Annotated in this window: 17 protein-coding genes; 9 read left to right on the top strand and 8 right to left on the bottom strand. The window is 75.6% G+C overall.

The genetic code is table 11. The features are described 5' to 3' along the window. Positions 1–26 precede the first annotated feature (26 nt). The gene (locus ACN27D_RS32695) at positions 27–956 is read left to right on the top strand and encodes a diacylglycerol/lipid kinase family protein (RefSeq protein ID WP_121684672.1); all 930 of its coding nucleotides are present in this window, start codon (positions 27–29) and stop codon (positions 954–956) included. Between the two features lie 4 nt (positions 957–960). Here ACN27D_RS32695 and ACN27D_RS32690 read toward each other — a convergent pair whose 3' ends face one another. Both ACN27D_RS32690 and ACN27D_RS32685 read right to left on the bottom strand, forming a co-directional pair. Continuing rightward, a complete protein-coding gene (locus ACN27D_RS32690; protein WP_421500852.1) occupies positions 961–1,221 on the bottom strand; it encodes a hypothetical protein in 261 nt (86 codons plus the stop codon). A gap of 14 nt (positions 1,222–1,235) precedes the next feature. After that, a complete protein-coding gene (locus tag ACN27D_RS32685; protein WP_120569772.1) occupies positions 1,236–1,634 on the bottom strand; it encodes a DUF2267 domain-containing protein in 399 nt (132 codons plus the stop codon). A gap of 135 nt (positions 1,635–1,769) precedes the next feature. Here ACN27D_RS32685 and ACN27D_RS32680 point away from each other — a divergent pair, with 135 nt between their 5' ends. The 3 genes from ACN27D_RS32680 to ACN27D_RS32670 all read left to right on the top strand — a co-directional run bounded on the left by ACN27D_RS32680 (position 1,770) and on the right by ACN27D_RS32670 (position 4,758). Further along, entirely contained in the window at positions 1,770–2,522 is a 753-nt protein-coding gene (locus ACN27D_RS32680) for a dienelactone hydrolase family protein (protein WP_421500851.1), read from the top strand. 63 nt (positions 2,523–2,585) lie between these two features. Then, a complete protein-coding gene (locus tag ACN27D_RS32675) occupies positions 2,586–3,881 on the top strand; it encodes an FUSC family protein (protein ID WP_421500850.1) in 1,296 nt (431 codons plus the stop codon). Between the two features lie 163 nt (positions 3,882–4,044). Then, positions 4,045–4,758, top strand: coding sequence for an RraA family protein (locus tag ACN27D_RS32670; RefSeq protein ID WP_358172122.1), 714 nt, complete (start codon positions 4,045–4,047; stop codon positions 4,756–4,758). A gap of 5 nt (positions 4,759–4,763) precedes the next feature. Here ACN27D_RS32670 and ACN27D_RS32665 read toward each other — a convergent pair whose 3' ends face one another. From ACN27D_RS32665 to ACN27D_RS32640, 6 genes are all read right to left on the bottom strand, one after another. Next, positions 4,764–5,390 carry a response regulator gene (locus tag ACN27D_RS32665; protein ID WP_421500849.1) on the bottom strand — a complete coding sequence of 209 codons (627 nt, stop codon included), beginning with the start codon at positions 5,388–5,390 and terminating at the stop codon, positions 4,764–4,766. Then, complete coding sequence (locus ACN27D_RS32660; RefSeq protein WP_421500848.1) at positions 5,387–6,604, bottom strand: sensor histidine kinase; 1,218 nt, start codon at positions 6,602–6,604, stop codon at positions 5,387–5,389. The genes ACN27D_RS32665 and ACN27D_RS32660 overlap by 4 nt, the downstream gene beginning before the upstream one ends. A 99-nt stretch (positions 6,605–6,703) precedes the next feature. Further along, positions 6,704–7,636: a hypothetical protein gene (locus ACN27D_RS32655; protein WP_358172126.1), complete on the bottom strand. Its 933-nt coding sequence runs from the start codon at positions 7,634–7,636 to the stop codon at positions 6,704–6,706. A 105-nt stretch (positions 7,637–7,741) separates the two neighbouring features. Then, positions 7,742–8,929, bottom strand: coding sequence for a DNA polymerase IV (gene dinB / locus ACN27D_RS32650; protein WP_350816238.1), 1,188 nt, complete (start codon positions 8,927–8,929; stop codon positions 7,742–7,744). 97 nt (positions 8,930–9,026) lie between these two features. Further along, on the bottom strand, positions 9,027–12,212 hold the full coding sequence (locus ACN27D_RS32645) for a penicillin acylase family protein (RefSeq protein ID WP_421500847.1): 3,186 nt from the start codon (positions 12,210–12,212) through the stop codon (positions 9,027–9,029). 258 nt (positions 12,213–12,470) lie between these two features. Continuing rightward, entirely contained in the window at positions 12,471–13,604 is a 1,134-nt protein-coding gene (locus ACN27D_RS32640; protein ID WP_421500846.1) for an N-acetylmuramoyl-L-alanine amidase, read from the bottom strand. A gap of 223 nt (positions 13,605–13,827) precedes the next feature. Between ACN27D_RS32640 and ACN27D_RS32635 the strand changes: the two genes are divergently transcribed. The 5 genes from ACN27D_RS32635 to ACN27D_RS32615 all read left to right on the top strand — a co-directional run bounded on the left by ACN27D_RS32635 (position 13,828) and on the right by ACN27D_RS32615 (position 19,840). Next, complete coding sequence (locus tag ACN27D_RS32635) at positions 13,828–14,274, top strand: thioredoxin family protein (RefSeq protein ID WP_421500845.1); 447 nt, start codon at positions 13,828–13,830, stop codon at positions 14,272–14,274. A 114-nt stretch (positions 14,275–14,388) separates the two neighbouring features. After that, positions 14,389–14,829 (top strand): DUF4395 domain-containing protein, encoded by a 441-nt coding sequence (locus ACN27D_RS32630; RefSeq protein ID WP_120569782.1) that lies wholly within the window; start codon positions 14,389–14,391, stop codon positions 14,827–14,829. Between the two features lie 42 nt (positions 14,830–14,871). Next, a complete protein-coding gene (locus ACN27D_RS32625) occupies positions 14,872–16,659 on the top strand; it encodes a hypothetical protein (protein ID WP_421500844.1) in 1,788 nt (595 codons plus the stop codon). A gap of 304 nt (positions 16,660–16,963) precedes the next feature. Continuing rightward, positions 16,964–18,595, top strand: coding sequence for a serine/threonine-protein kinase (locus ACN27D_RS32620; RefSeq protein WP_421500843.1), 1,632 nt, complete (start codon positions 16,964–16,966; stop codon positions 18,593–18,595). A 54-nt stretch (positions 18,596–18,649) separates the two neighbouring features. After that, on the top strand, positions 18,650–19,840 hold the full coding sequence (locus ACN27D_RS32615; protein WP_421500842.1) for a hypothetical protein: 1,191 nt from the start codon (positions 18,650–18,652) through the stop codon (positions 19,838–19,840). The last annotated feature ends 7 nt before the right edge of the window (positions 19,841–19,847 follow it).

Raw genomic sequence — 19,847 nt, 5'->3', positions numbered from 1 at the left:
GCGCGGGGGCGGCTAGGGTCGCAACCGTGCGGACCAAGCAGGAGCTGTCGACGGCGATCCGGGAACGACGGCGGGCGGCGCTCGTGGTCAACGCCCACTCCCGCCGTGGCCGGCGGCTCTACGACACCGTCCACGCACGCCTGCGGGCGGCCGGCTTCGCGCTGCTCGGCGCGTACCCGGTGGACCGGCCCGGCGAGCTGGACCGGGTGCTCGCCGAGGCCGCCGACCTCGGGCCGGACCTGCTGGTCACCGGCGGCGGCGACGGCACCGTCGGCGCGGCCGCCCGGCTGCTCGCCCACCGGGACATCGCGATGGGCCTGCTGCCGCTGGGCACCACGAACAACTTCGCCCGCACCGTCGGCGTCCCGCTCGACCTGGACGCCGCCGTCGCGGTGCTCACCGACGGCAAGGTCATCGACGTCGACCTGGGCCTGATCGGCGACACCCGGTTCACCAACCACGTCGGGATCGGGTTGTCCGCCGACATCATGCAGGCCGCGCCGCCGAGGCTGAAGCGGGTCGTCGGGCGGCTCGCGTACCCGATGACCGGGCTGGGGCTGCTGGCCCGGCACCGGCCGCTGGCCGTGACGGTCCGCGCCGAGGGCCGCGAGCACACGTTCACCACCCACCAGGTGTACGTGGCCAACGGCGGCTTCCACGCCGGCCGGCCCATCACCGCCGACGCCACCGCCGACGACCGGCTGCTGGTCGCGTATCCGGTGGGTGGGCCGACCCGGCGCGGGCTGCTGCGCGAGACGGCGCGCAACGCGGCGGCCGGCCACCGCCGCACGCTCGGCGACGAGCCGTTCCTGGCGGTACGCCAGCTGTGGCTGGACACCGACCGGCCGGCCCGCATCGAGGTCGACGGCGAGCCGTACGGGCAGACGCCGGTACGCATCGGCCTGGACCCGAACGCGTTGCGGCTGATGGCCCGCGCCGACAGCCCGGATCACTGACCGGTCAGGCCCAGTGCTCCTCGTCGGGCAGTGGGATCTCCGTGTTCTGCTCCACCGCGTCGGCGGCGGTCAGGTCGTCGCGCACCGACTCACCCAGGCCCGCCCGGTCGCTCGGCGGGCGCAGCACGCCCTGCTCGGCCAGGTCCGCCTCGCTCGCCTCGGGCACCGCCGTGCCGACCGTGCCGGGCGGTCCGACGAGTGTCTCGTCCTGCCGCTGTTCCTGCGCGTCGGCCTCGGGCGGGCGGCGCAGCGCGTCCTCGCTCATCGGGCGCGCCCCCGTCACGCCGTGCGCCGCACGTACGGCGCGCTCTGGTCGGCCACGTCGCCGTACTCGGCCGGAAGCTGCCCGACGACCTGCGCGTAGGCGGCCGGGTCGACCGCGTCGCGCAGCACGTCGAACACCGCCGTGATCCCGTCCCGCGCGGCGTCCACGTCGACGTCGGCGCGTCCGCTCACCCGCTCCACGAACACGTCGAGCCCGAACGGCTCGGCGTCCTCGGCCGGGCCGAACGCGTACGCCCGCAGCGCCTCCGGCAGCCGGTCGGCGAGGTCGCGGGCCTCTCCGCCGTCGATGCGCTCGGCCAGCGTGGTCAACGTCGCCCGGGTGATCGCGGTGGCCTGCTCCGTGGACGCGCCGCACCGTTCGGCCACCGCGCCGACGAACTGATCCTGGTCCATCTCGCCGCCTTCCTCCGCTGGGATTGCCGGATTCCCACGCTGGACCTCGGCAAACGGGGCGTGAGCCCGAGGAGCCGGAGCCGCCGGACCGGGGGTAGCGTGCAGGCCGGAACCCGCAGCGAGGAGGCCCCGGCAGTGCAGCCGACGATCGTGGACGTGCCGACCCCCGACGGAACGGCCGACGCCTACCTGGCCACGCCGGGGTCCGGCGGGCACTTCCCGGCCGTCCTGCTGTTCATGGACGCGTTCGGGCTGCGGCCCCGGGTCGCGGAGATGGCCGCCACGATCGCCGACCGCGGGTACGTGGTGCTCGCCCCCAACCTGTTCCACCGCGCCGGGCGCGCCCCGCTGATCGACCTCGGCGCGCTCGCCGACGACAGCCGCCGGGCCGCCCTGTTCGAGAGCATCGGGCCGATGATGGCCGCGTTTACGCCGGACGCGGTGGCCCGCGACACGGCCGCCTACCTGGACTTCCTCGCCGCCCGCCCGGACGTCGCGCCGGGCCCGGCGGCGATCACCGGCTACTGCATGGGCGGCACGAACGCGCTGCGCGCGATCGAGGCGCTCCCGGACCGGATCGCCGCGGTGGCCGCGTTCCACGCCGGGCGGGTGGTCACCGACGCCCCGGACAGCCCGCACCTGGCCGTCGGCGCGGTGACCGGCGAGCTCTACTTCGGGCACGCCGACGCCGACCCGTCGATGACCGCCGAGCAGATCGCCACGCTGGAGAAGACGCTGGACGCCGCCGGGGTGACCTACCGTTCCGAGGTGTACGCCGGCGCCCGCCACGGCTACACCCAGTCGGACACCCCGATGTACGACGAGCAGGCCACGCGGCGGCACTGGACGGCGCTGTTCGACCTGCTCGACCGCACGTACCGCCGCTGACTCCGAAGGGCGCGCGGGGACACGGCCGACGATTCACCGGCCCGGAGCCGGGTAACCGCCGTCATGACCGACCGCCGCGCCGACGACACCGTCCGCTCGCCCCTGGACCGGGCGGTCGAGCGGGGCGGTCTCGCGCTCTCCCGGGTCCGTGACCAGGGCGGCGCGGCCGGCCGGAACCGGCTGCGCCAACTGGAGATCACCGTGGTGATCTCCGCGCAGGCCGGGCTGGCCGCGGCGCTCGCCGCGCTGCTCGCCCAGATGCTGCTCGGCTCCGGCGCGCACGTCTTCGCCCCCGCCGCCGCGGTCGGCACCATCGCCACCGCCATCGGCCAGCGCGCCCGCCGCACGTTCGAGCTGCTCGTCGGCGTCGGCCTCGGCATCGTGGTCGGTGACCTGCTGCGCGCGCTGCTCGGCAGCGGATCCTGGCAGACCGGCCTGGTGGTCACGCTCGCCATCGCCACCGCGCTGCTGGTGGCCGGACGCGGCGGCGCGCTCGTGGGCCAGGCCGGCGGTACAGCGGTGCTGATCGCCACGCTCGCGCCGGTGCAGCCCGGCCTGGAACTGCCCCGCATCTTCGACGCGCTGGTCGGCGGCCTGGTCGGCCTGTTCGTGGTGGCGCTGCTGCTGCCGGTCAACCCGATCCGCGTGCTGGACCGGGCGGTGGAGCCGGTGGTCGCCCGGCTCACCGAACAGCTCGACGCCGTCGCCCACGCGCTGACCCGCCGCGACGCCGACGCGGCGCAGCGCGCCCTGGACGATCTGCGCGGGATCGAACCGGACATCGGGCGGCTCAACGAGGCGCTCAGCGGGGCCGAGGAGGTGGTCACCATCGCCCCGGCCCGCTGGCACCGCCGGGCCCGGTTCCACCGGTACGCCGACGCGACCCAGCACCTCGAACGGCTGGTCCTGTACGCCCGCTCGATCGCCCGCCGCTCCGCCACCGCGTTGCAGTACGACGAGCCGGTCCCGCCCGCGCTGCCCGACGCGGTGGCCCGCCTCGGCGACGCGGTGCGGGAGCTGAAGCGGGCCTGCAGGTCCGGGGAGGACCTGGACCGCACCCGGGAGCTGGTACGGCAGGGCGCCGAGCTGGCCGGGCGCGCGTGGTCGCAGGGTGTGCGCGCCTACGGCGAGGCGATGATCAGCGATCTGCGGACCGGGCAGAGCGAGCTGCTGCGGGCCACCGGCTGCCGGCCCGAGGACGCCAACGGCACCGTGCGCCGGGCCGCCGGTGCGGGGGAGGCGGAGGCGCGCCCGCCGGTCCGGGCCCGGATGAGCCGGCCGGTCCGGCGCCGGCCCGCTGCCCGGGGCGCGCCGGGGCGGCGTCCGGACATGTTCCGCCCACCGACCCGCGTCGCCTGACCCGGCCCGGCCGCCCGTCGTCGTCCGGCCGTCGTCGTCCGGCCCGGCCGCCCGCCTCCGGCCGGTCCGGCTGCCCGTCGTCGCCCGGCCGGGTTGCCGGCCGCAGGCCACCGGGCGTCGACTGGCACCTGCCCGGGGCGGCCCGGCTGGTTAGCGTCGGCGCATGGACATCAGTCAGGACGCGCCGGCCGCGCGATTCGCCGCTCTGACCACCGCCCACGTCGCCGACGCCTGCCTGCGCGCCGGCGTGCCCGTCCGCTGCGCCCCGGCCGCTGTCGTCCCGGTGTTGCCGGGGCGGCGCCTGGCCGGCCGGGTCCGACCGGCCCGGCACGCCGGCAGCGTGGACGTCTTCCTGGAGGCGATCGAGCTGGCCGCCGACGGGGACGTGCTCGTCGTCGACGACGCCGGCCGCACCGACCGGGCGTGCGTCGGGGACCTGGTGGTACTGGAGGCGCGGGCCGCCGGCCTGGCCGGGCTGGTGGTGTGGGGCGCGCACCGCGACACCGCGGACCTGGTCGCGGTCGGACTGCCGGTGTTCAGCCTCGGCGCCACCCCGAGCGGGCCGCTGGAGCTGGACCCGCGCCCGGCCGGGGCGCTGGAGCACGCCCGGGTCGGGCCGTTCACCGTCGGCCCGCAGGATCTGGCGCTGGCCGACGACGACGGCGTGCTGTTCGTACCCGCCGACCGGGCCGGGGAGCTGTTCGACCTGGCCGGGTCCATCCGGGACACCGAGCGGCGGCAGGCCGACCGGATCCGGGCCGGGGAGTCGCTGCGCGCGCAGGTCGGGTTCGGCGCGTACCTGGCGGCCCGGGAGGCGGACCCGGCGCTGACGTTCCGGGCGCACCTGCGGGCGGTGGGCGGCGCGATCGAGGAGTGACCCGGTCAGCCGCCGCGCGCCCACAGCGCCAGGCGGACCCGGTTGGCGCTGCCGGTCTTGGTCATCAGGCTGGTGATGTGCGTCTTCACAGTGGTCACCCCGATGTGCAGGCGGTCGGCGATCTCGGTGTTCGACAGCCCGTCGGCGACCAGGTCCAGCACGTCCCGCTCGCGGGCGGTCAGCTCGGCCGCACGCCGGGGCGCGCCGGCGCGGGCGTGCACCGCGCGTTCGACCAGCCGGCGCAGGACGTCCGGGCTGAACGGGCTGTCGCCGGCGGCGGCGCGGCGGACGCCGTCGAGCAGGTCGGCCGGGGGCGCGTCCTTGAGCAGGAACCCGCAGGCGCCGGCGGTCAGCGCCGGGTAGAGGTGGTCGTCGTCGCCGAACGTGGTGAGCGCCATGATCCGGGTGGCCGGCCGGTCGGCGAGGATCCGGCTGGTCGCGGTGATCCCGTCGACGCCGGGCATCCGCAGGTCCATCACCACCACGTCGGGGCGTAGCCGGGCGGCCAGGGTGACCGCGTCCCGGCCGTTGTCGGCCTCGCCGACGACCTCGAGGTCGGGCTGGGCGTCGCAGAGCATCCGCAGGCCGGCCCGGATGAGGTGCTGGTCGTCGACCAGCAGCACCCGGATCACGCCGGCTCCGGCGTGCCCGCGCGGGGCCGGGGCGCCTGGTGGGCCGGCCCGGGCGGGGGCAGCACGGTCCGGACCCGCCAGCCGGAACCGGTGGGCCCGGCCTCCAGCCGCCCGCCGAGCACCTCGACCCGTTCCCGCATCCCGACGAGGCCGTGCCCGCCGCCGGAGGGCACCCCGGCCGGCGCGGCGCCGCGCCCGTCGTCGGTCACCGCCCAGTGCACCGCGCCGTCCTCGACCGACACGGTCAGGTGTGCGCGGGCCGCCGCGCCCGCGTGTTTCGCCACGTTCGTCAACGCCTCCTGGGTCAGTCGCAGCACCGCCTGGCCGCGTACCGCGTCGAGCCTGCCGACCGCCGGGTCGACGTCGGCCTCCACCACGACGCCCGCCTGCCGGGCCCGGTCGACAGCCGCGCCGAGCGCGGCCGGCAGCGCCGACGGCTCGATCGCGGTCAGGGCGGCGTCGCCGCGGACACCGTCCGGGTCACGCAGCACCGCCACCAGCCGCCGCAGGTCGGTCAGCGCGGCCGTGCCGGTGGCGTGCACGTCGTCGAACACCTCGCCGACCCGGGGGTCCAGGTCGGGCAGCACGTGCCGGGCCACGCCGACCCGCAGCACCATCGACGCGACGTGGTGCGCGAGCACGTCGTGCAGTTCCCGGGCGATGGCGCCGCGCTCGTCGGCGCGGGCCGCCCGGCTCTCCGACTCGCGCCGGCGCCGCTCCGCCTCTGCCCGCACCTCGGCCTGCCGCCCGAGTTCCCGGGTGGTCCGCACCACCAGCCCGAGCAGCAGCGGCAGGCCGACTGTGACGGCCAGCCCGAACAGGCCGGTGAGCGCCGCACGGACCGGTTCGCCGATCTGGCCGGACAGATCGATGGCGGCGAGCAGTCCGGCGCCCAGCCAGACCGTGCGCGGCCGGGTGGCCCGCATGGTCAGCTCCAGCAGCGCCCAGCTCGCACCGACCTGGTTGATCATCACGTCGTCGACCAGCACGAGCGCGGCGACCAGCAGGGCCGACTGGATCAGCAGGTTCACCAGAGGGCGGCGGTGGCACAGCAGTGCCAGCGCGAACGCCGGGACCGCCAGCGCCCACTGCGTACCGGTGGCGGCCTGGCCCGCGTGCGGTCCGAAGACCAGGTAGCCGACGCCGCTGAGATCCAGCAGCAGGATCCGCGCGAGCGTGTCGCGCGCGTCGAACAGCCGACCGACCCAGCTCACCGCGTCAGCCTAGGCAACCGGAGCGGCCGGAGGCCACCGCGTTCGCCGGCCGCCGGCCCGGCGGTCCGGGGTGGACCACCGGGCCGAACACGACGGCGCTCATCCGACCAGCACCACACCGGTACGCCGGGTCCGGCGGGCCAGCACCAGCGTGGTGGCCGCCGCGGTGGCCGCCACCAGCACCCCCGCCGCGGCGAGCGTGAGCGCGTCCGGCGCGAGCAGCGACTGCCCGCGCAGCGCCTGCCCGGTCAGCAGCAGCGTCAGTGCCGCGTACGCGGCCCCGCCGACGAGCACCAGCCGGGCCCGGGTCAGCTCGTCCAGCCGCGCGCCGAAGAACCGGTCGAGCAGGATCGCCAGCAGCGGCAGCGCCTGCAACGCGTGCATCCCGACGAAGTGCCCGACGCGCAGGTCGCCGCCGGTGGTGCTCCAGCCGAGCAGCGGCAGCCCCGGGCCGCCGTCGGGCACCCCGACGCTGTGCGCACCGCTGATCCCGGCGGGCGCGCCGGCCGGGCTCTGCGCCACCATCGGGAACGCGACGAGCATGCCGAGCAGGGACACGGCGAGGCCGAGCCGGACCGCGTATCCGCCGGCCCGGTCCGGAAGGGACCGGCGGGCCAGCACGACCGCCAGTACGAACTGGGCCGCGAACAGCACGGTGATCGCCACGCCCATGACGTCGAACAGCACCGCGTTCAGCGTCGTGGTGCCGTTGAAGTGGCTGGTGGTGCCGCGGAGCACCTGACCCACGATGACGACCATCTCCAGCACGGACATGGCCACGATCACTGTGGCCGCCCGCTCGGCGGCCCGGCTGCGGCGGGGCAGCAGGGACAGCATCCAGGCCAGGGTGACGCCGTAGAGCACGAACGAGATCGCGAACTTCAGCGGCTTGAGCCAGATGGGCACGCCGGTCAGCACGCGCGGGTCGGCCACGACGCCGACCGCGGCGACGACGGTGAGCACCGCCATCGCGGACACGAGGAGCATCAGGGGGCGGTGCCATCCGGCCGCCCGGTTCCGCAGGGTAGTCATGCCTGTAGATGCTCGTGACGGGCCGGGCCGGTCGCGCCCGCCCGCGGGCCGCACTCGCGGCCACGGGTCGGAGCGTGTCTCCTACCGGGGGAGGAGGCCGGCCGGTCAGTCCGGCAGCCGGGGCATCTCGACGCCCGGGTCGCGGCCGAGCAGCACGCCACGGGTCAGCGCCCGTGAGCCGAAGCGGTCCCGCACCGCGTCGACGGCGGCGTCCAGCGCCGGCCCGGGGTCGGCGGTGAACGGCAGGGCGAGCTGGGTGTGCCCGCCGCCGAGGTTGCCCACCGACACGCCGAGCAGCGTGACGCCCCGTTCCGCGATCTGCGGCAGCGCGGCCCGCAGCAGGTCACGGGCGGCGGCCCGCAACGGCCCGGTCTGCGCGGTCGGTTCGTCGAGCGTGTGCGACCGGGTGGCGCGGGTGTAGTCGGCGAAACGCAGCCGCAGCGTCACCGTGCGGCCGGTGCGGCGGGCGGCGCGCATCCGGCCGGTGACCCGGTCGACCAGCCCGGCCAGCACCGCGTCCAGGTCGGCGGGGGAGTGCGGCCCGCGTCCCAGCGCGTGCTGCGCGCCCATCGAGGAACGGCGGCGGCCCACCTGCACCGCCCGGGGGTCGCGGTTGTGCGCCAGGGCGTGCAGGTGCCGCCCGGCGCCCGCGCCGAGCAGCGACACCAGCGCCGGCTCGTCCAGCCGGGCCACCTGCCCGACGGTACGGATGCCGCGTTCGCGCAGCCGGGCGGCGGTGACCGGGCCGACGCCCCACAGCCGCTCGACCGGCAGGGGGTGCAGGAACGCGAGTTCCCGCTCCGGCTCCACCACCAGCAGCCCGTCCGGTTTGGCCACCCCGCTGGCCACCTTCGCGAGGAACTTCGTCCGGGCCACGCCGACGGTGATCGGCAGGCCGACCTCGCGGCGTACCCGTTCCCGCAGCGTGGCCGCGACGGCGGCCGGCGCTCCGGCGAGCCGCCGCAGCCCACCCACGTCGAGGAACGCCTCGTCGATGCTGAGCCCTTCGACGAGCGGGGTGGTGTGCCGGAAGATCTCGAACACCGCCCGGCTGGCGGCCGTGTACGCGGCCATCCGGGGCGGCACCACCAGCGCGTCGGGGCAGAGCCGCCGAGCCTGCCGGCCGCCCATCGCGCTGCGCACGCCCCGGGCCTTGGCCTCGTAGCTGCACGCGAGCACCACGCCGCCGCCGACGATCACCGGCCGGCCGCGCAGCCGGGGGTCGTCGCGCTGCTCGACCGAGGCGTAGAACGCGTCCAGGTCGGCGTGCAGGATGGTGGCCTCGCTCGACACCCGGTCATCTTCGCACAGATGTTCGAACAGGCGTGGCTGACCTGCCCCGACACAGGCGACCGGCCGGCGGGAGCGCCCGCCGGCCGGTCGCGTGCGGTCACCGTCCGTAGACCTCGAACTCGTAGAGCGAGAAGCCGTACGAGGTGGCCCGGGTGACGCCGTACATCCGCACGTATCGCGCGGTGACCGGGGCGAACGTCACGTTGTCGACGCCGCCGTTGCCGGTGGTGGTGCTGAACACCGGCTGCCAGGAGTTGCCGTCAGCGGAGACCTCGATCCGGTAGCCGGTGGCGTACGCGGCCTCCCACCGCAGCACCGCCCGGCTGATGGTCTGGGCCGAGCCGAGGTCCACCCGCAGCCACTGGTTGTCGTTGTAGCTGCTGGCCCACCGGCTGCCCAGACTGCCGTCGACCGCCTTGGCCGGGGTGTTGCTGGTCAGGAACTGGGTGCTGGACGCGGTGGCGGTGCGGCCCTGCGCCAGGTTGGTCACCGCGTCGCCCCGGCGCGCCGGGAACGAGACGACCTGCTGGTAGGTGGGCCGGTTCTGCCAGGCGATCAGCGGGTGGGTGATGCCGCCGAGCCCGGACTGGGCGATCGAGTCGGCGCACCACTGGTCGCCCGCGCCGCACGAGGAGTCGCCCGGGTAGACGGTGGTCGCGGGCGCCGCCGCGGCCTGGCCGAGCGTGTCCAGCAGCGCCTGCCGGCACGCGCCGAGGTTGCCGTTGCCGCAGTACGTGCGCCCGAGCCCGCCGGCCACCGGGTCGCCGAGCACGGCCCGCAGGTCCTTGTCGACGTAACCCCACCAGCCGTACTGGAAGGCCGAGCCCTTGTGCGCCTGCCCCTGCGACGCCCAGTTGACGGTGCCGTCGCGGGCGCCGTTCTGGCCGCCCGAGGGCGCCTCGTTGACTTCGAGCGCGTCGACGAGCGCGGCGTACAGGTCGGGGCCGAGGCCGGGACGGAACTGCGCCGAGGCCAGCAGCGGCCACCACGCGTCGAAGATCCGGATGGCGTCGGCGTGCTGGTAGACCTTCGACCCGGGTGACGTCTCCACCCGCCGCGACCCGGCCTGCTGCCAGGCCCGCAGCTTGGTCACCGCGGCGGCGAGCGCCGGGTCGGTGACGGGCGTGCTGTCGAGCACCCGCAGCAGCTCGCCGAGCACCTGCTGGCCGCGCAGGTCGGTCACGGCCGCCTCGGCGGTGATCCGGACGATGTCGGCGCGGCCGACCTTGCGCTGGGCGATGGCCGCCTTCACCGGACCGTCGAGCAGCTGACCCCGGTGCACCGCGCCGTAGCTGAAGTTGCCGTCGGCCGCGCCGAAGTCACGCGCCTGCTTGTTGTTCCAGCTGACGTAGTAGTCCTGGTTGACCGACTGGGGGTGGGCCGACGCCGGGGCGTACGTGGCGTCGTTGGTGTCCGGGTTCCAGCCGGCCCACTCGTACGCCGGCTCCGCCTTCATCGGCAGGTTCGGGTCGGAGGTGGACGAGCGCACCGGGTTCGAGCCGGAGTTGAAGTACGCCGCCTCGGTCGAGTTGACGTAGAACCAGTTGAACGCGTACCCGACGCTGGCCGCGGACGCCTGGAACGCCGCCGCGCTGCCCATCGCCGCCGGGTCGTTGTACGCCTGGAAGCCGATCGCCGAGTCGGCCTCGTGCCGGTAGGTGGAGCGCAGCTTGGTGAACGCGGTGGGCTGCCCGTTGACCAGCCCTCGGTAGGACACCAGCCCGTACTTGGTGCGCAGCGCGCGCAGCGTGTACGCGCCGGCCGGGGTGGAGTCGGCGAGCGTCGGCGACCAGGAGTTGCGCTTCTCCAGCACCTCCATGGCCACGCACTGGCCGCGGTAGAGGTAGCGGTTGGAGCGCAGCGTCGGCGCGCTGCCGTCGGTGGTGCACAGCGGCACCGCGTACGTGTCGGTCAGGTCCTGCGAGGCGGAGGTGGCGCTCCACGCGTAGTCCTGGCCGCGGCCGAGCAGCACGTAGAGGTTCAGCCCGGCGAAGGCGGCGCCGCGCGCGCTGATCCCCGGCCCCTGGAGTTCCTGGAGCATGAGCAGTTGCGGGGCGAAGTAGCCGGTCTGCGGGCCGAACACGGCCACCGGGTTGCCGGTGGTGGTGTGCCGGCCGGAGACCACGACCGCGTTGGACATGCCGTGCGTACGCAGGGTGGACAGGCCGCCGAGCAGGTCCTTGGTGGCGGCGCTGGTGCCGGTGCGGGCGGCGGCCCCGCCGGTGGCGTCGTACGCGAGCGGCTCGGCGACCACGGTGCCGGCGTCGGGCAGCACCGCGCTGGTGGCGCCGGACGGCGTCGCGCCGTACGGGAAGCTCTGCCCGTCGTGCAGCGTCAGTACGGTCTCCGGGTCGTTCTGCGAGCGGAACGCGGTCCAGACCCGGTCGCCCTCGGTGGGGCCGTACTTGGCCCGGGCGGCCACCCGGACCAGCGCGGACTGCACCTCGCTGCCGCCGCCCCCGCCGAACAGCCCGCCGATGACACCGGCGGTGGCGATCAGGTCGGTCATGGTGAAGTGCTTCGGCTTGCCGGCCCCGGTGAGCACGTACTCGCCGGGGTAGTTGTCGTCGGCGATTGACTTGTCGATGTAGGCGTTGATGCCGGCGATGTAGTCGGCCACGTCGGTGTAGAGCTGCTGGCCCCGGGTGCCCTTGAGGCGCAGCGCGTCCACCTGGGCCTGGAGGTCCGCCTCGGTGTAGGGCGAGTTGGCCCAGACGCTCTGCTCCAGTTCCCGGTTGCCGGGGGCGCCGCCGGCGAACGAGGTGACGTTGCCGCGGCCGACGTGCCGCAGCAGGTCCATCACCCAGAGCCGGTCCTGGGCGCCGGCGTACCCGGCGCCGAACATGGTGCCGGCGCGGGTGGTGCCGGTGACGTGCGGGACGCCGGTGGCCTTGTCCCGCACGATGGTGACGTCCGAACGCGGCGAGATCCTGCTCTCGACCTGCGCGTCGGGGACGCCGAACGAGGCGTCGTTGTAGAAGTGGGCGATCTGCTCGTCGGTCAGCCCGGCGTAGTTGTAGACCAGGTTGGCGTACTCGTCGAGCTGGTCGCTGGAGTGCGCGGGGCGGGTGCCGAGCGCCTGGTGGGCCAGGATGCCGGCGAGCGTGGCGTTGCCGTTCTGCCCGGGGGGCAGGATGTCGGCGCACTGGCCGAGGCAGTAGTCGTCGGGGGTGAACGTGGTGGCGGCGAGCGCCGGCGACGGCGGGGTGACCGTCAGGACGCTCGCGGTGAGGGCGGCGGCGGTGAGCGCCGCGAGGCGGGCACGGATGGCGGGTAATGGCATGGCGATCCTCCGGGGACGCGGAGCAGGGCCGTTCGGTACGCCCGGCTGACGGCGTCTCGGCCTCCGTGCCCGGGCGTCCTGCCCGGAGGTGAGAATGACTCATATCTATCTGCGGGCAATGATCGGCGCACCACTGCCGTCCGGGATAGCCGTCGTTCACCAGTCGTCAATGCCGACGTTTCGTCGCGATCCGTCCCGCAACGACGCGGTGGGGGTGGCGCCGTTGCCACCCCCACCGCTCTCCCCGCCGGTGCGCCGTCAGTGCTTGTGGAACGACTGGCGCACCACACCCCCCACCAGCGCGCACCAGGTAGTGGTGCTGATCTTGCCGTTGGGCGGTAGTCCGTGCAGGCGCTGGAGGTCCTTCACCGCCGTGCGGGTGGCGTGGTCGTACTCACCGGTCGCGGTGACCTCGGCGTAGCCCTTGGAGGCGAGCATGAACTGCGCGGCGGCCACCGGGACGCCGGACGACTTCTGGTCCAGCTCCGGGGCCAGGGTCTCCCAGGTCGGCGCCGTGAGCGTGGCGTCGACGTCGACCGGGATGCCGTTGCGGGCCTGCCAGTCCTGCACCGCCGCGACCGTCGCCGCGTCGAACACGCCGGTCACCGGCACTGTGTAGCCGTGGAACGTCAGCAGGTACTGCGCGACGCGGACCACCGGGCCGCCGACGAAGCGCCAGATGTCCGGCCAGCGGCGGGCCGGCACGTCGCCCAGGTCGGTGCCCAGGTTCTCGAACACGGCGCGGCGCAGCGCCGGGAACTCCCGGTAGAACATCGCGCCCGGGCAGAGCGTGGCGCGGAAGTCCCAGTGGCCGAAGATGTCGTGGGCGTGCAGCCCGTACTGCCGGCAGATCGCGGTGCACAGCCGGACCAGCCCGTCGAGCAGTTCCTCCGGCGGCGTCTCGGTGACGTAGGTGCCCTCGTTCTCGATGCCGATGGCCCGCCCGTTCTCGCCCGGGCAGTGCGCGGCGATCATCTGCCGGTCGCCGGCGAGCAGCCGGTCCAGGCTGCCGTGGCGTCCCTCCAGGACGTGACCGCCGCGGCTCACCGTGAAGTGCTGCCCGGTGTCGGACCAGCCGTTGCCGTCCATGTGCAGGTCCTGGCAGTCGCGGGCGAGCTGCTTGGCGTGCTCCTCGGAGTAGTCCGTGACGTTCGGGAACGCCATGTGGTGCACGATGATCTTGTTGGTCGGGATCGCGCTGACCGACAGCGGGTCGGCCGGCGGGCGGGCGGCCCACTCGTCGCAGCTGATGATCCAGTCGAGGTCCGCGCCCGGTGCGGCGTGCGCGGCGGCCGGCCGGGCGAGCTTGCTGCCGACGACCGCGACCGCCGCGGCGCCGAGGCCGGCCCGCAGCAGCGTACGGCGGTCCAGCTCGGGGTGGTCGAAGTGCATCTCGCCTCCTCGATGGCCCGAACGGCGCCGGGCGATGTAAAGGAACTGCAACGACTGCGCGCGTGGTGGAGAATATTGCCAAGCTCGCGCGGTGCGCCAGAGGACAAAAGCGACGTTCGCCGGCCGGTGCGCCTGCCGTTCCTACCGCCGGAGTAGGCGATCTCACGTCCGCTGACCGGGACGGACCATGGCCTTCCGCGACCCGCCGTGGCAGCCTGGGCCGGTGCAGTCGCCCAGCCTGACCGGGATCCTCGTGCTCGTCGCGGTGCTCGCGGTCGCCACCGCGTTCGGCTGGTGGCGCCGCCGCCACGACGGGCGGCTGCGCGCCGTCCGGAAGCGCCCATCGGCCGCCGACGCGCCGCACCTCGCCACCCTCACCGCCCTCGGGGTACGCCCCGGCGAGGTCACGCTGGTGCAGTTCTCCGCACCGGTCTGCGCGCCCTGCCGGGCCGCCCGCCGGGTGCTCGCCGACGTCGCCGCCTGCCTCGACGGGGTCGCGGTGCGGGAGGTGGGCGTGGACGAGCACCTCGACGCGGCCCGGGAGCTGGACGTGTGGCGCACCCCGACCGTGCTGGTGGTGGACGCGGCGGGCCGCGTGGTGCGCCGGGCCGCGGGCGTGCCCGACCGCGACGACCTGATCGCCGCGCTCACGGCCGGGGCGGGGCGATGACCGGCGTACGGCTGACCCGCCGCCGGGTGGTGGACCACGGCCGGCTCGCCACGAGCCTCTGTGCGGTGGCGCGTCCCGCCTGACCGACCGCCCCCGCACGAACGGACCCACCCCATGCTGCTCGACCCCCGGGGACCGCGCTTCGCCGCCGTCCTCACCACAGTCGTCCTCGCGATCGTCCTCGTCACCGGCTCCGGGCTGCTCCTGCTCGCCCAGGCCGTGGTGTTCGCGCTCACCGCCGTCAACCCGCGCCTCGGCCCGTACGGCCTGCTGTTCCGCGCCCTGGTGGCGCCCCGGCTGGATCCGCCGGCGGAGCTGGAGCCGGTCGCGCCGGTGCGCTTCGCCCAGGTCGTCGGCCTGGCCTTCAGCGCCGTCGGCGCGGCCGGCTGGTTCGCCGGGCTGCCCGCGCTCGGCCTGGCCGCCACCGGCGCCGCGCTGGCCGCCGCGTTTCTCAACGCCGCGTTCGGGCTCTGCCTCGGCTGCGAGGCGTACCTGGCGATCCGGCGGCTGGCCGGGCGCCCGCTCGCCGCCCGGGTGGCGGTACCCCCGCGCTGACCGCCCGCCCGTACGCTGACCCCGGCGGAACGGGGGAGTGGCATGGCGGGTCGCGGACGGCTGGACCGGCGCAGCGTGCTCGTCGCCGCGGGCGGGCTGGCGGTGGCGGGGATCGGCGTGCCGGTCGGGCTCGCCGCCACGAACGACCGGCCGCCGCCCCCGCCGCGCGGCCGGCGGCCGATCAGCATGGCGATGCACCTGCACGCCTCGTTCAGCGAGGGCGTGGCCAGCTACGCCGCCCACCTCGACCAGGCCCGCCGCAACGGCGTCGACGTGCTCTGGTGGACCGACCACGACTTCCGGGTCGCCGCCCACGACCACCGCCGGGTCGTCCACTTCGACGGCCCGGAGGAACGCGAGGGCGGCCTGACCTGGACCTGGCAGCCGGCCACCGAGGGCCGCCTGCGCGCCTCGGCCGCCGACTTCGTGGACGCGCCGGACGCCCCCGACGGCCCGGGCCGCGCGCTGCGCCTCACCGCCGCCGGTGCCGGCACCCACTGGTACGCGGGCAAGGCCTGGAACTGGACGCACACCGCCAACATCTCCGACACGAAACTGCACCTCGACGTACGCCCCGAAGCGGCGGGCCGGGACGCCACGCTCACCGTGGAGGTCGCGCTGTCGCACCACCCGGCCGGACCCGGCCGCCCCGCCGGGCAGCTCGTGCTGCGCTACCGCCTCGGCGGCGTTGACGCGGTCCGGCACACAGTGGACGGCCGCCACGGCACCGTCGAGCTGCCCGCCCCGGCCGGCGTCTGGCGGCGGCACACGTTCGACCTGCTCGCCGACGTGCGGCGGCTCTGGCCCGGCCTGGTCGCCGGGGACAACTCGCTGCGCGGGCTGCGTCTCGGCGTGACCGTGTCCGGTGGCGCGCGCGGCGCGTACCTGGTGGACCGGCTCGTCTTCGACCGCGCCCGCCGCGCGGGCCAGGCGGGCGAGGAGTTGCGCGCCGAGGTGCTGCGCGGCTACGCCGGGGCGTACGAGGGCGTCACCCACCACCGCGCGTACGAGGTGTCGATGGTCCGGCACCTCAACTGGTTCGGCGGCGACGGCACGCTGCCGCGCTTCCCGTCCCCGCCGTACCGGGACAACGACGTGGACGCCACCGAGGCGATGGTGCGGTTCCTGCACTCGCACGGCGGGGTGGTGTGCTGGAACCACCCGCTGGACACCGAGCGCCGCGAATCCCTGGCCCGCCTGCTGGTCAGCCGCGACGCGCTCGGCGTCGACCTGATCGAGATCGGACGCCGGCCGGTCGAGGACCACCTCTGGGCGTACGACGTGGCTGCCCGCAACGCGATCCCGCTGACCGCCGTGGGGGTCACCGACGACCACGACGGCACCGACTGGCGCGCGGGCCGGGACCGGAACATCACCTCGGTGTGGGCGGCCTCGACCGGCCGGGACGACCTGGTCGCGGCGCTGCGCGCCGGGCAGGCGTGGTTCGCCGACCTGGCCGGCTACCGGGGCGCGCTGGATCTGGAACTGGGTGGCCGCGGCGCCATGGGCGCGCTCGCCGTGCTCGCCGAGGACACCGTCACGGTGCGGCTGCGCGCCACCGACCTGCCCGCCGGGGCCACACTGGAGACGGTCACCGGCGAGGTCGACCGGGCCGGTGTCGCGGACCCGACACCGGCGGTCCGGGTCGGGCAGGTCCCCTGGCGGCAGTTGCGGCCGGGCTGGCACGACCTGCCGGTGCGCGTCGGCGCCGGCACGTACGTCCGCACCCAGGTCCGCGACCGCGACGGCGAGATCGTGGGCGCGAGCAACCCCCTCTGGCTGCTCCGCACCCCTCCACCGGCGGGAATCCCCTCACCCCGCCGCCGCTGACCCGCGCCCTCTCACCCGCCGTGCTCCCTTTCGTCGATCATGAAGTTGGCGGCCGTCTCGGTCCCTTCTGTCCCCGTCAACTTCATGATCGACGAGGTCGGGGACGGTTGCCGAGGTCTGGTACTCGTGGCGGTGTGTCCCATACCGACCACCTGCCGGGCGGCGCCGCGCCGTCCGGGGAACCGGTCGCCGACCGGCGTCCGGAAGCAGCCGTTGCGGCGATGGCCGACGGCCGCGCCACGGTCAGAATGACGAGCGAGGCGGCGTCCGACACCCGCCCGTGGGACGCCGTGGAGTCTGTCGCATGAGCGGCTGGGAACTGTCCGGATACACGCCGGTCCGCCGGCTCGGCGCGGGCGCGTCGGGCAGCGTCGTGCTCGCCACCCACGACCCGACCGGCACCCCGGTCGCGATCAAGTACCTGATCCGCGACCTGGGTGAGGACTCGGCGTTCCGGACCGCGTTCCGCACCGAGGCGCGGCTGCTCGGCGAGATCGACGACCCGCACGTCAGCCGCCTCTACGAGTACGTGGAGAGCCCGCACGGCGCGGCCATCGTGATGGAACTGGTCGACGGCGTCTCGCTGCGCCAGATGCTGCGCGAACACGGCCCGACCACGCCCGAGGCCGCGCTCTGCGTCCTCAAGGGCTCGCTCGCCGGCCTGGCCGCCGCGCATGCCCACGGTGTCGTGCACCGCGACTACAAACCGGAGAACGTGCTGGTCACCGGCGCCGGGCTGAGCAAGCTCGCCGACTTCGGCATCGCCATGCCGATCGGCCAGGGCTCCGACACCACGGTGTCCGGCACGCCCCGCTACATGGCCCCCGAGCAGTGGACCGGCGCCCCGGCGAGCCCGGCGTGCGACGTCTACGCCGCCACCGCCACGTTCTTCGAGTGCCTCACCGGCCGGCCCCCGTACCAGGGACCGGACCTGCTCTCCCTGCGCGACCAGCACGCCAGCGCGCCGATCCCCACCGAGGCGGCACCCCCGCCGGTGCACGAGCTGCTGCGCCACGGCATGGCCAAACGCCCCGACGACCGCCCGCCGTCCGCCGAGGCGTTCCTGGACCTGCTGGAACAGGTCGCCGGCAGCGGCTACGACAGCGGCTGGGAGGAACGAGGGCTGCGGGAGCTGGCCCGGCGGGCGGCGCTGCTCGCCGCGCTGTGGCCGTTCCCGGACCGGGCCGAGGGCGCCACCGCGGTGGCACACACCGCGCTGGGCGCCACCACCGGCCGGGGCGGACGGTTCCGCAGTGGCCGCACCCGTACCGCGCTCGCCGCCGGCGCCCTGGTCGCCGCCGTCCTGGCCGGGGGCGCCGGCTACAGCTACGCCGCCCACGACGGCACGCCCGCCGCCGGCCCGGCCGGCCCGGCGAGCGCCGGTCCCGCCACCACCGGCGCACCCGTACCGGACCCGACCGGCGTCGAGTCGCCGAGCCCGTCGCCGACGCCCGGCCCGTCCACCGCGTCCGCCGCACCACCACCCCCCGCGCCGTCGGCCACCCCCGACCCGACCGGGACGCCGACCCGTACCGGCACGCCCACCCCCAGCGCGTCGCGCACCACCAGCCCGCCGCCACCGGACGTGACAGCGCCGGTAGTGGACGGCGTCCGCGCCGACCCGGGCGAGCTGGACCCGAAGGGCTGCCCCTACGGCGCCAAGACCAGCACCGTCACCGCCACCGTCACCGACGACAGCAGCGGCCCGGCCGCGCTCACCGTCACGTTCGGCTACACCCTCGACGGCGCCACCGGCACGATCCGGATGGCCGCCGCCGGGCGCGGCGTGTTCACCGGCACGCTCGGCCCGCTGTCCACGCCCAGGCGCAGCGCCCGCATCCCCGTCCGGGTCACCGCCGCCGACGCCGCCGGCAACACGACCACCTCGGCGTCACCGGTGTACGTGACGCTCTACCACGACTGCACCCCCGGCTAGGAGTACGACAGTGCCCGCTGCCCCGCACCGCAGCCCGTCCCGGGGACGGTCGGCGTGACCCGCCCCGACGAGCCCACCGAGGCGCTGCCCACCCGCGCCCTGCCGATCACCGGCGACGCGGACACCGCCGAACCCACCGTCCACCTGGTCCGCCCCCGAGCCGACGCCGACTCGACGGTGCCGCTCACCGTCACGCAGGCGGACCCGGCCTCCGAGAAAGCGGAGCCGACCGTGCCGCTCACCCTCGGGCGGGCGGAGCCGGCTGCCGACAGTGCCGAGCCGACGACGGCGCTCGTCCTCGATCGCACGGAGCCGACGGTCCGGCTCGCCGTCGACACCCCGGCGACGACCGGCAGGCCGGAGCCCACCGTCCACCTCCCCGGGGTGGCGGCCGATCTGCCGCCTACCGCCGAACCCACGGTCCACCTGGCCGCGATCCCCGGCGCGGACGACCGCACCGTGGACTTCGCCGTCTCGGCCACGGCGGCACCGCCGGCTGCCGAGCCGACCGCGCACGTGAGGCCGGGCCGGGCAGACGACGTGGGTGAGGCGACCGTTCAGACACCGGGGCCGACGAACCGCCCGGGCGCGGAACCGACCGCATCGTGGCAGCCCACCGCCTCCTGGCAGCCCACCGGCGTCCCACCCCAGCATTACGCCACCGGTACGGCGGCGACGGGCGCCGGGGCGTACCCGGATCGGATCGGCCACGCGCGGGCGGTGAGCGGCGCACCATGGCCCGGCCCCGGCGGCGAGCTGCGCTTCGGGCCGGGCGTACCGGCCACGCCGCCGCCCGCGCCGCCCTGGCCCACCGCGCCTCCGATCCGCCCGCGTCCGGTCTGGCGTCGCGTCGTCTCGGTGCTGTCCACGCTGCTCACCGTGGTGCTGCTGCTGGCGGTCGGCCTCTACCTGTGGCAGCGGCTGCGCCCGCTGGAGGTCGAGGGGGTCACCGTCGCGGTGCCCCGGCCGGCCGGTGTGGCCTGCGACGTGACAGTCGACGTGGTGGCCACCGTGCGCACCAACGGGCGCGGCGGGACGATCCGCTACCAGTGGTTCCGCTCGGACGCGCCGCCCGGCGCCGTGCTCACCGAACGGGTCGGCAGCGGGCAGCACACCACGGCGCTCACGCTCAAGTGGACGTTCACCGGGGTCGGGACGACCACCGGCATCGCCACCGTCAACATCATCGAACCGACGACGGCGCAGGCCAGCACGCGCGTCGTCTACCGCTGCCCCGGAGGCTGACCGCGTT

Origin of the sequence: Micromonospora sp. WMMD1274 (genome assembly GCF_049179035.1) — a bacterium.
Lineage (GTDB): Bacteria > Actinomycetota > Actinomycetes > Mycobacteriales > Micromonosporaceae > Micromonospora > Micromonospora tulbaghiae.
This window is presented reverse-complemented; position numbering and strand designations above follow the sequence as displayed.

Coding starts and splice junctions, on each gene's coding strand:
- ACN27D_RS32690 (WP_421500852.1), bottom strand. CDS start 1,221: ATGAGCGAGGACGCGCTGCGCCGCCCGCCCGAGGCCGACGCGCAGGAA.
- ACN27D_RS32685 (WP_120569772.1), bottom strand. CDS start 1,634: ATGGACCAGGATCAGTTCGTCGGCGCGGTGGCCGAACGGTGCGGCGCG.
- ACN27D_RS32675 (WP_421500850.1), top strand. CDS start 2,586: ATGACCGACCGCCGCGCCGACGACACCGTCCGCTCGCCCCTGGACCGG.
- ACN27D_RS32670 (WP_358172122.1), top strand. CDS start 4,045: ATGGACATCAGTCAGGACGCGCCGGCCGCGCGATTCGCCGCTCTGACC.
- ACN27D_RS32655 (WP_358172126.1), bottom strand. CDS start 7,636: ATGACTACCCTGCGGAACCGGGCGGCCGGATGGCACCGCCCCCTGATG.
- ACN27D_RS32645 (WP_421500847.1), bottom strand. CDS start 12,212: ATGCCATTACCCGCCATCCGTGCCCGCCTCGCGGCGCTCACCGCCGCC.
- ACN27D_RS32640 (WP_421500846.1), bottom strand. CDS start 13,604: ATGCACTTCGACCACCCCGAGCTGGACCGCCGTACGCTGCTGCGGGCC.
- ACN27D_RS32630 (WP_120569782.1), top strand. CDS start 14,389: ATGCTGCTCGACCCCCGGGGACCGCGCTTCGCCGCCGTCCTCACCACA.
- ACN27D_RS32625 (WP_421500844.1), top strand. CDS start 14,872: ATGGCGGGTCGCGGACGGCTGGACCGGCGCAGCGTGCTCGTCGCCGCG.
- ACN27D_RS32620 (WP_421500843.1), top strand. CDS start 16,964: ATGAGCGGCTGGGAACTGTCCGGATACACGCCGGTCCGCCGGCTCGGC.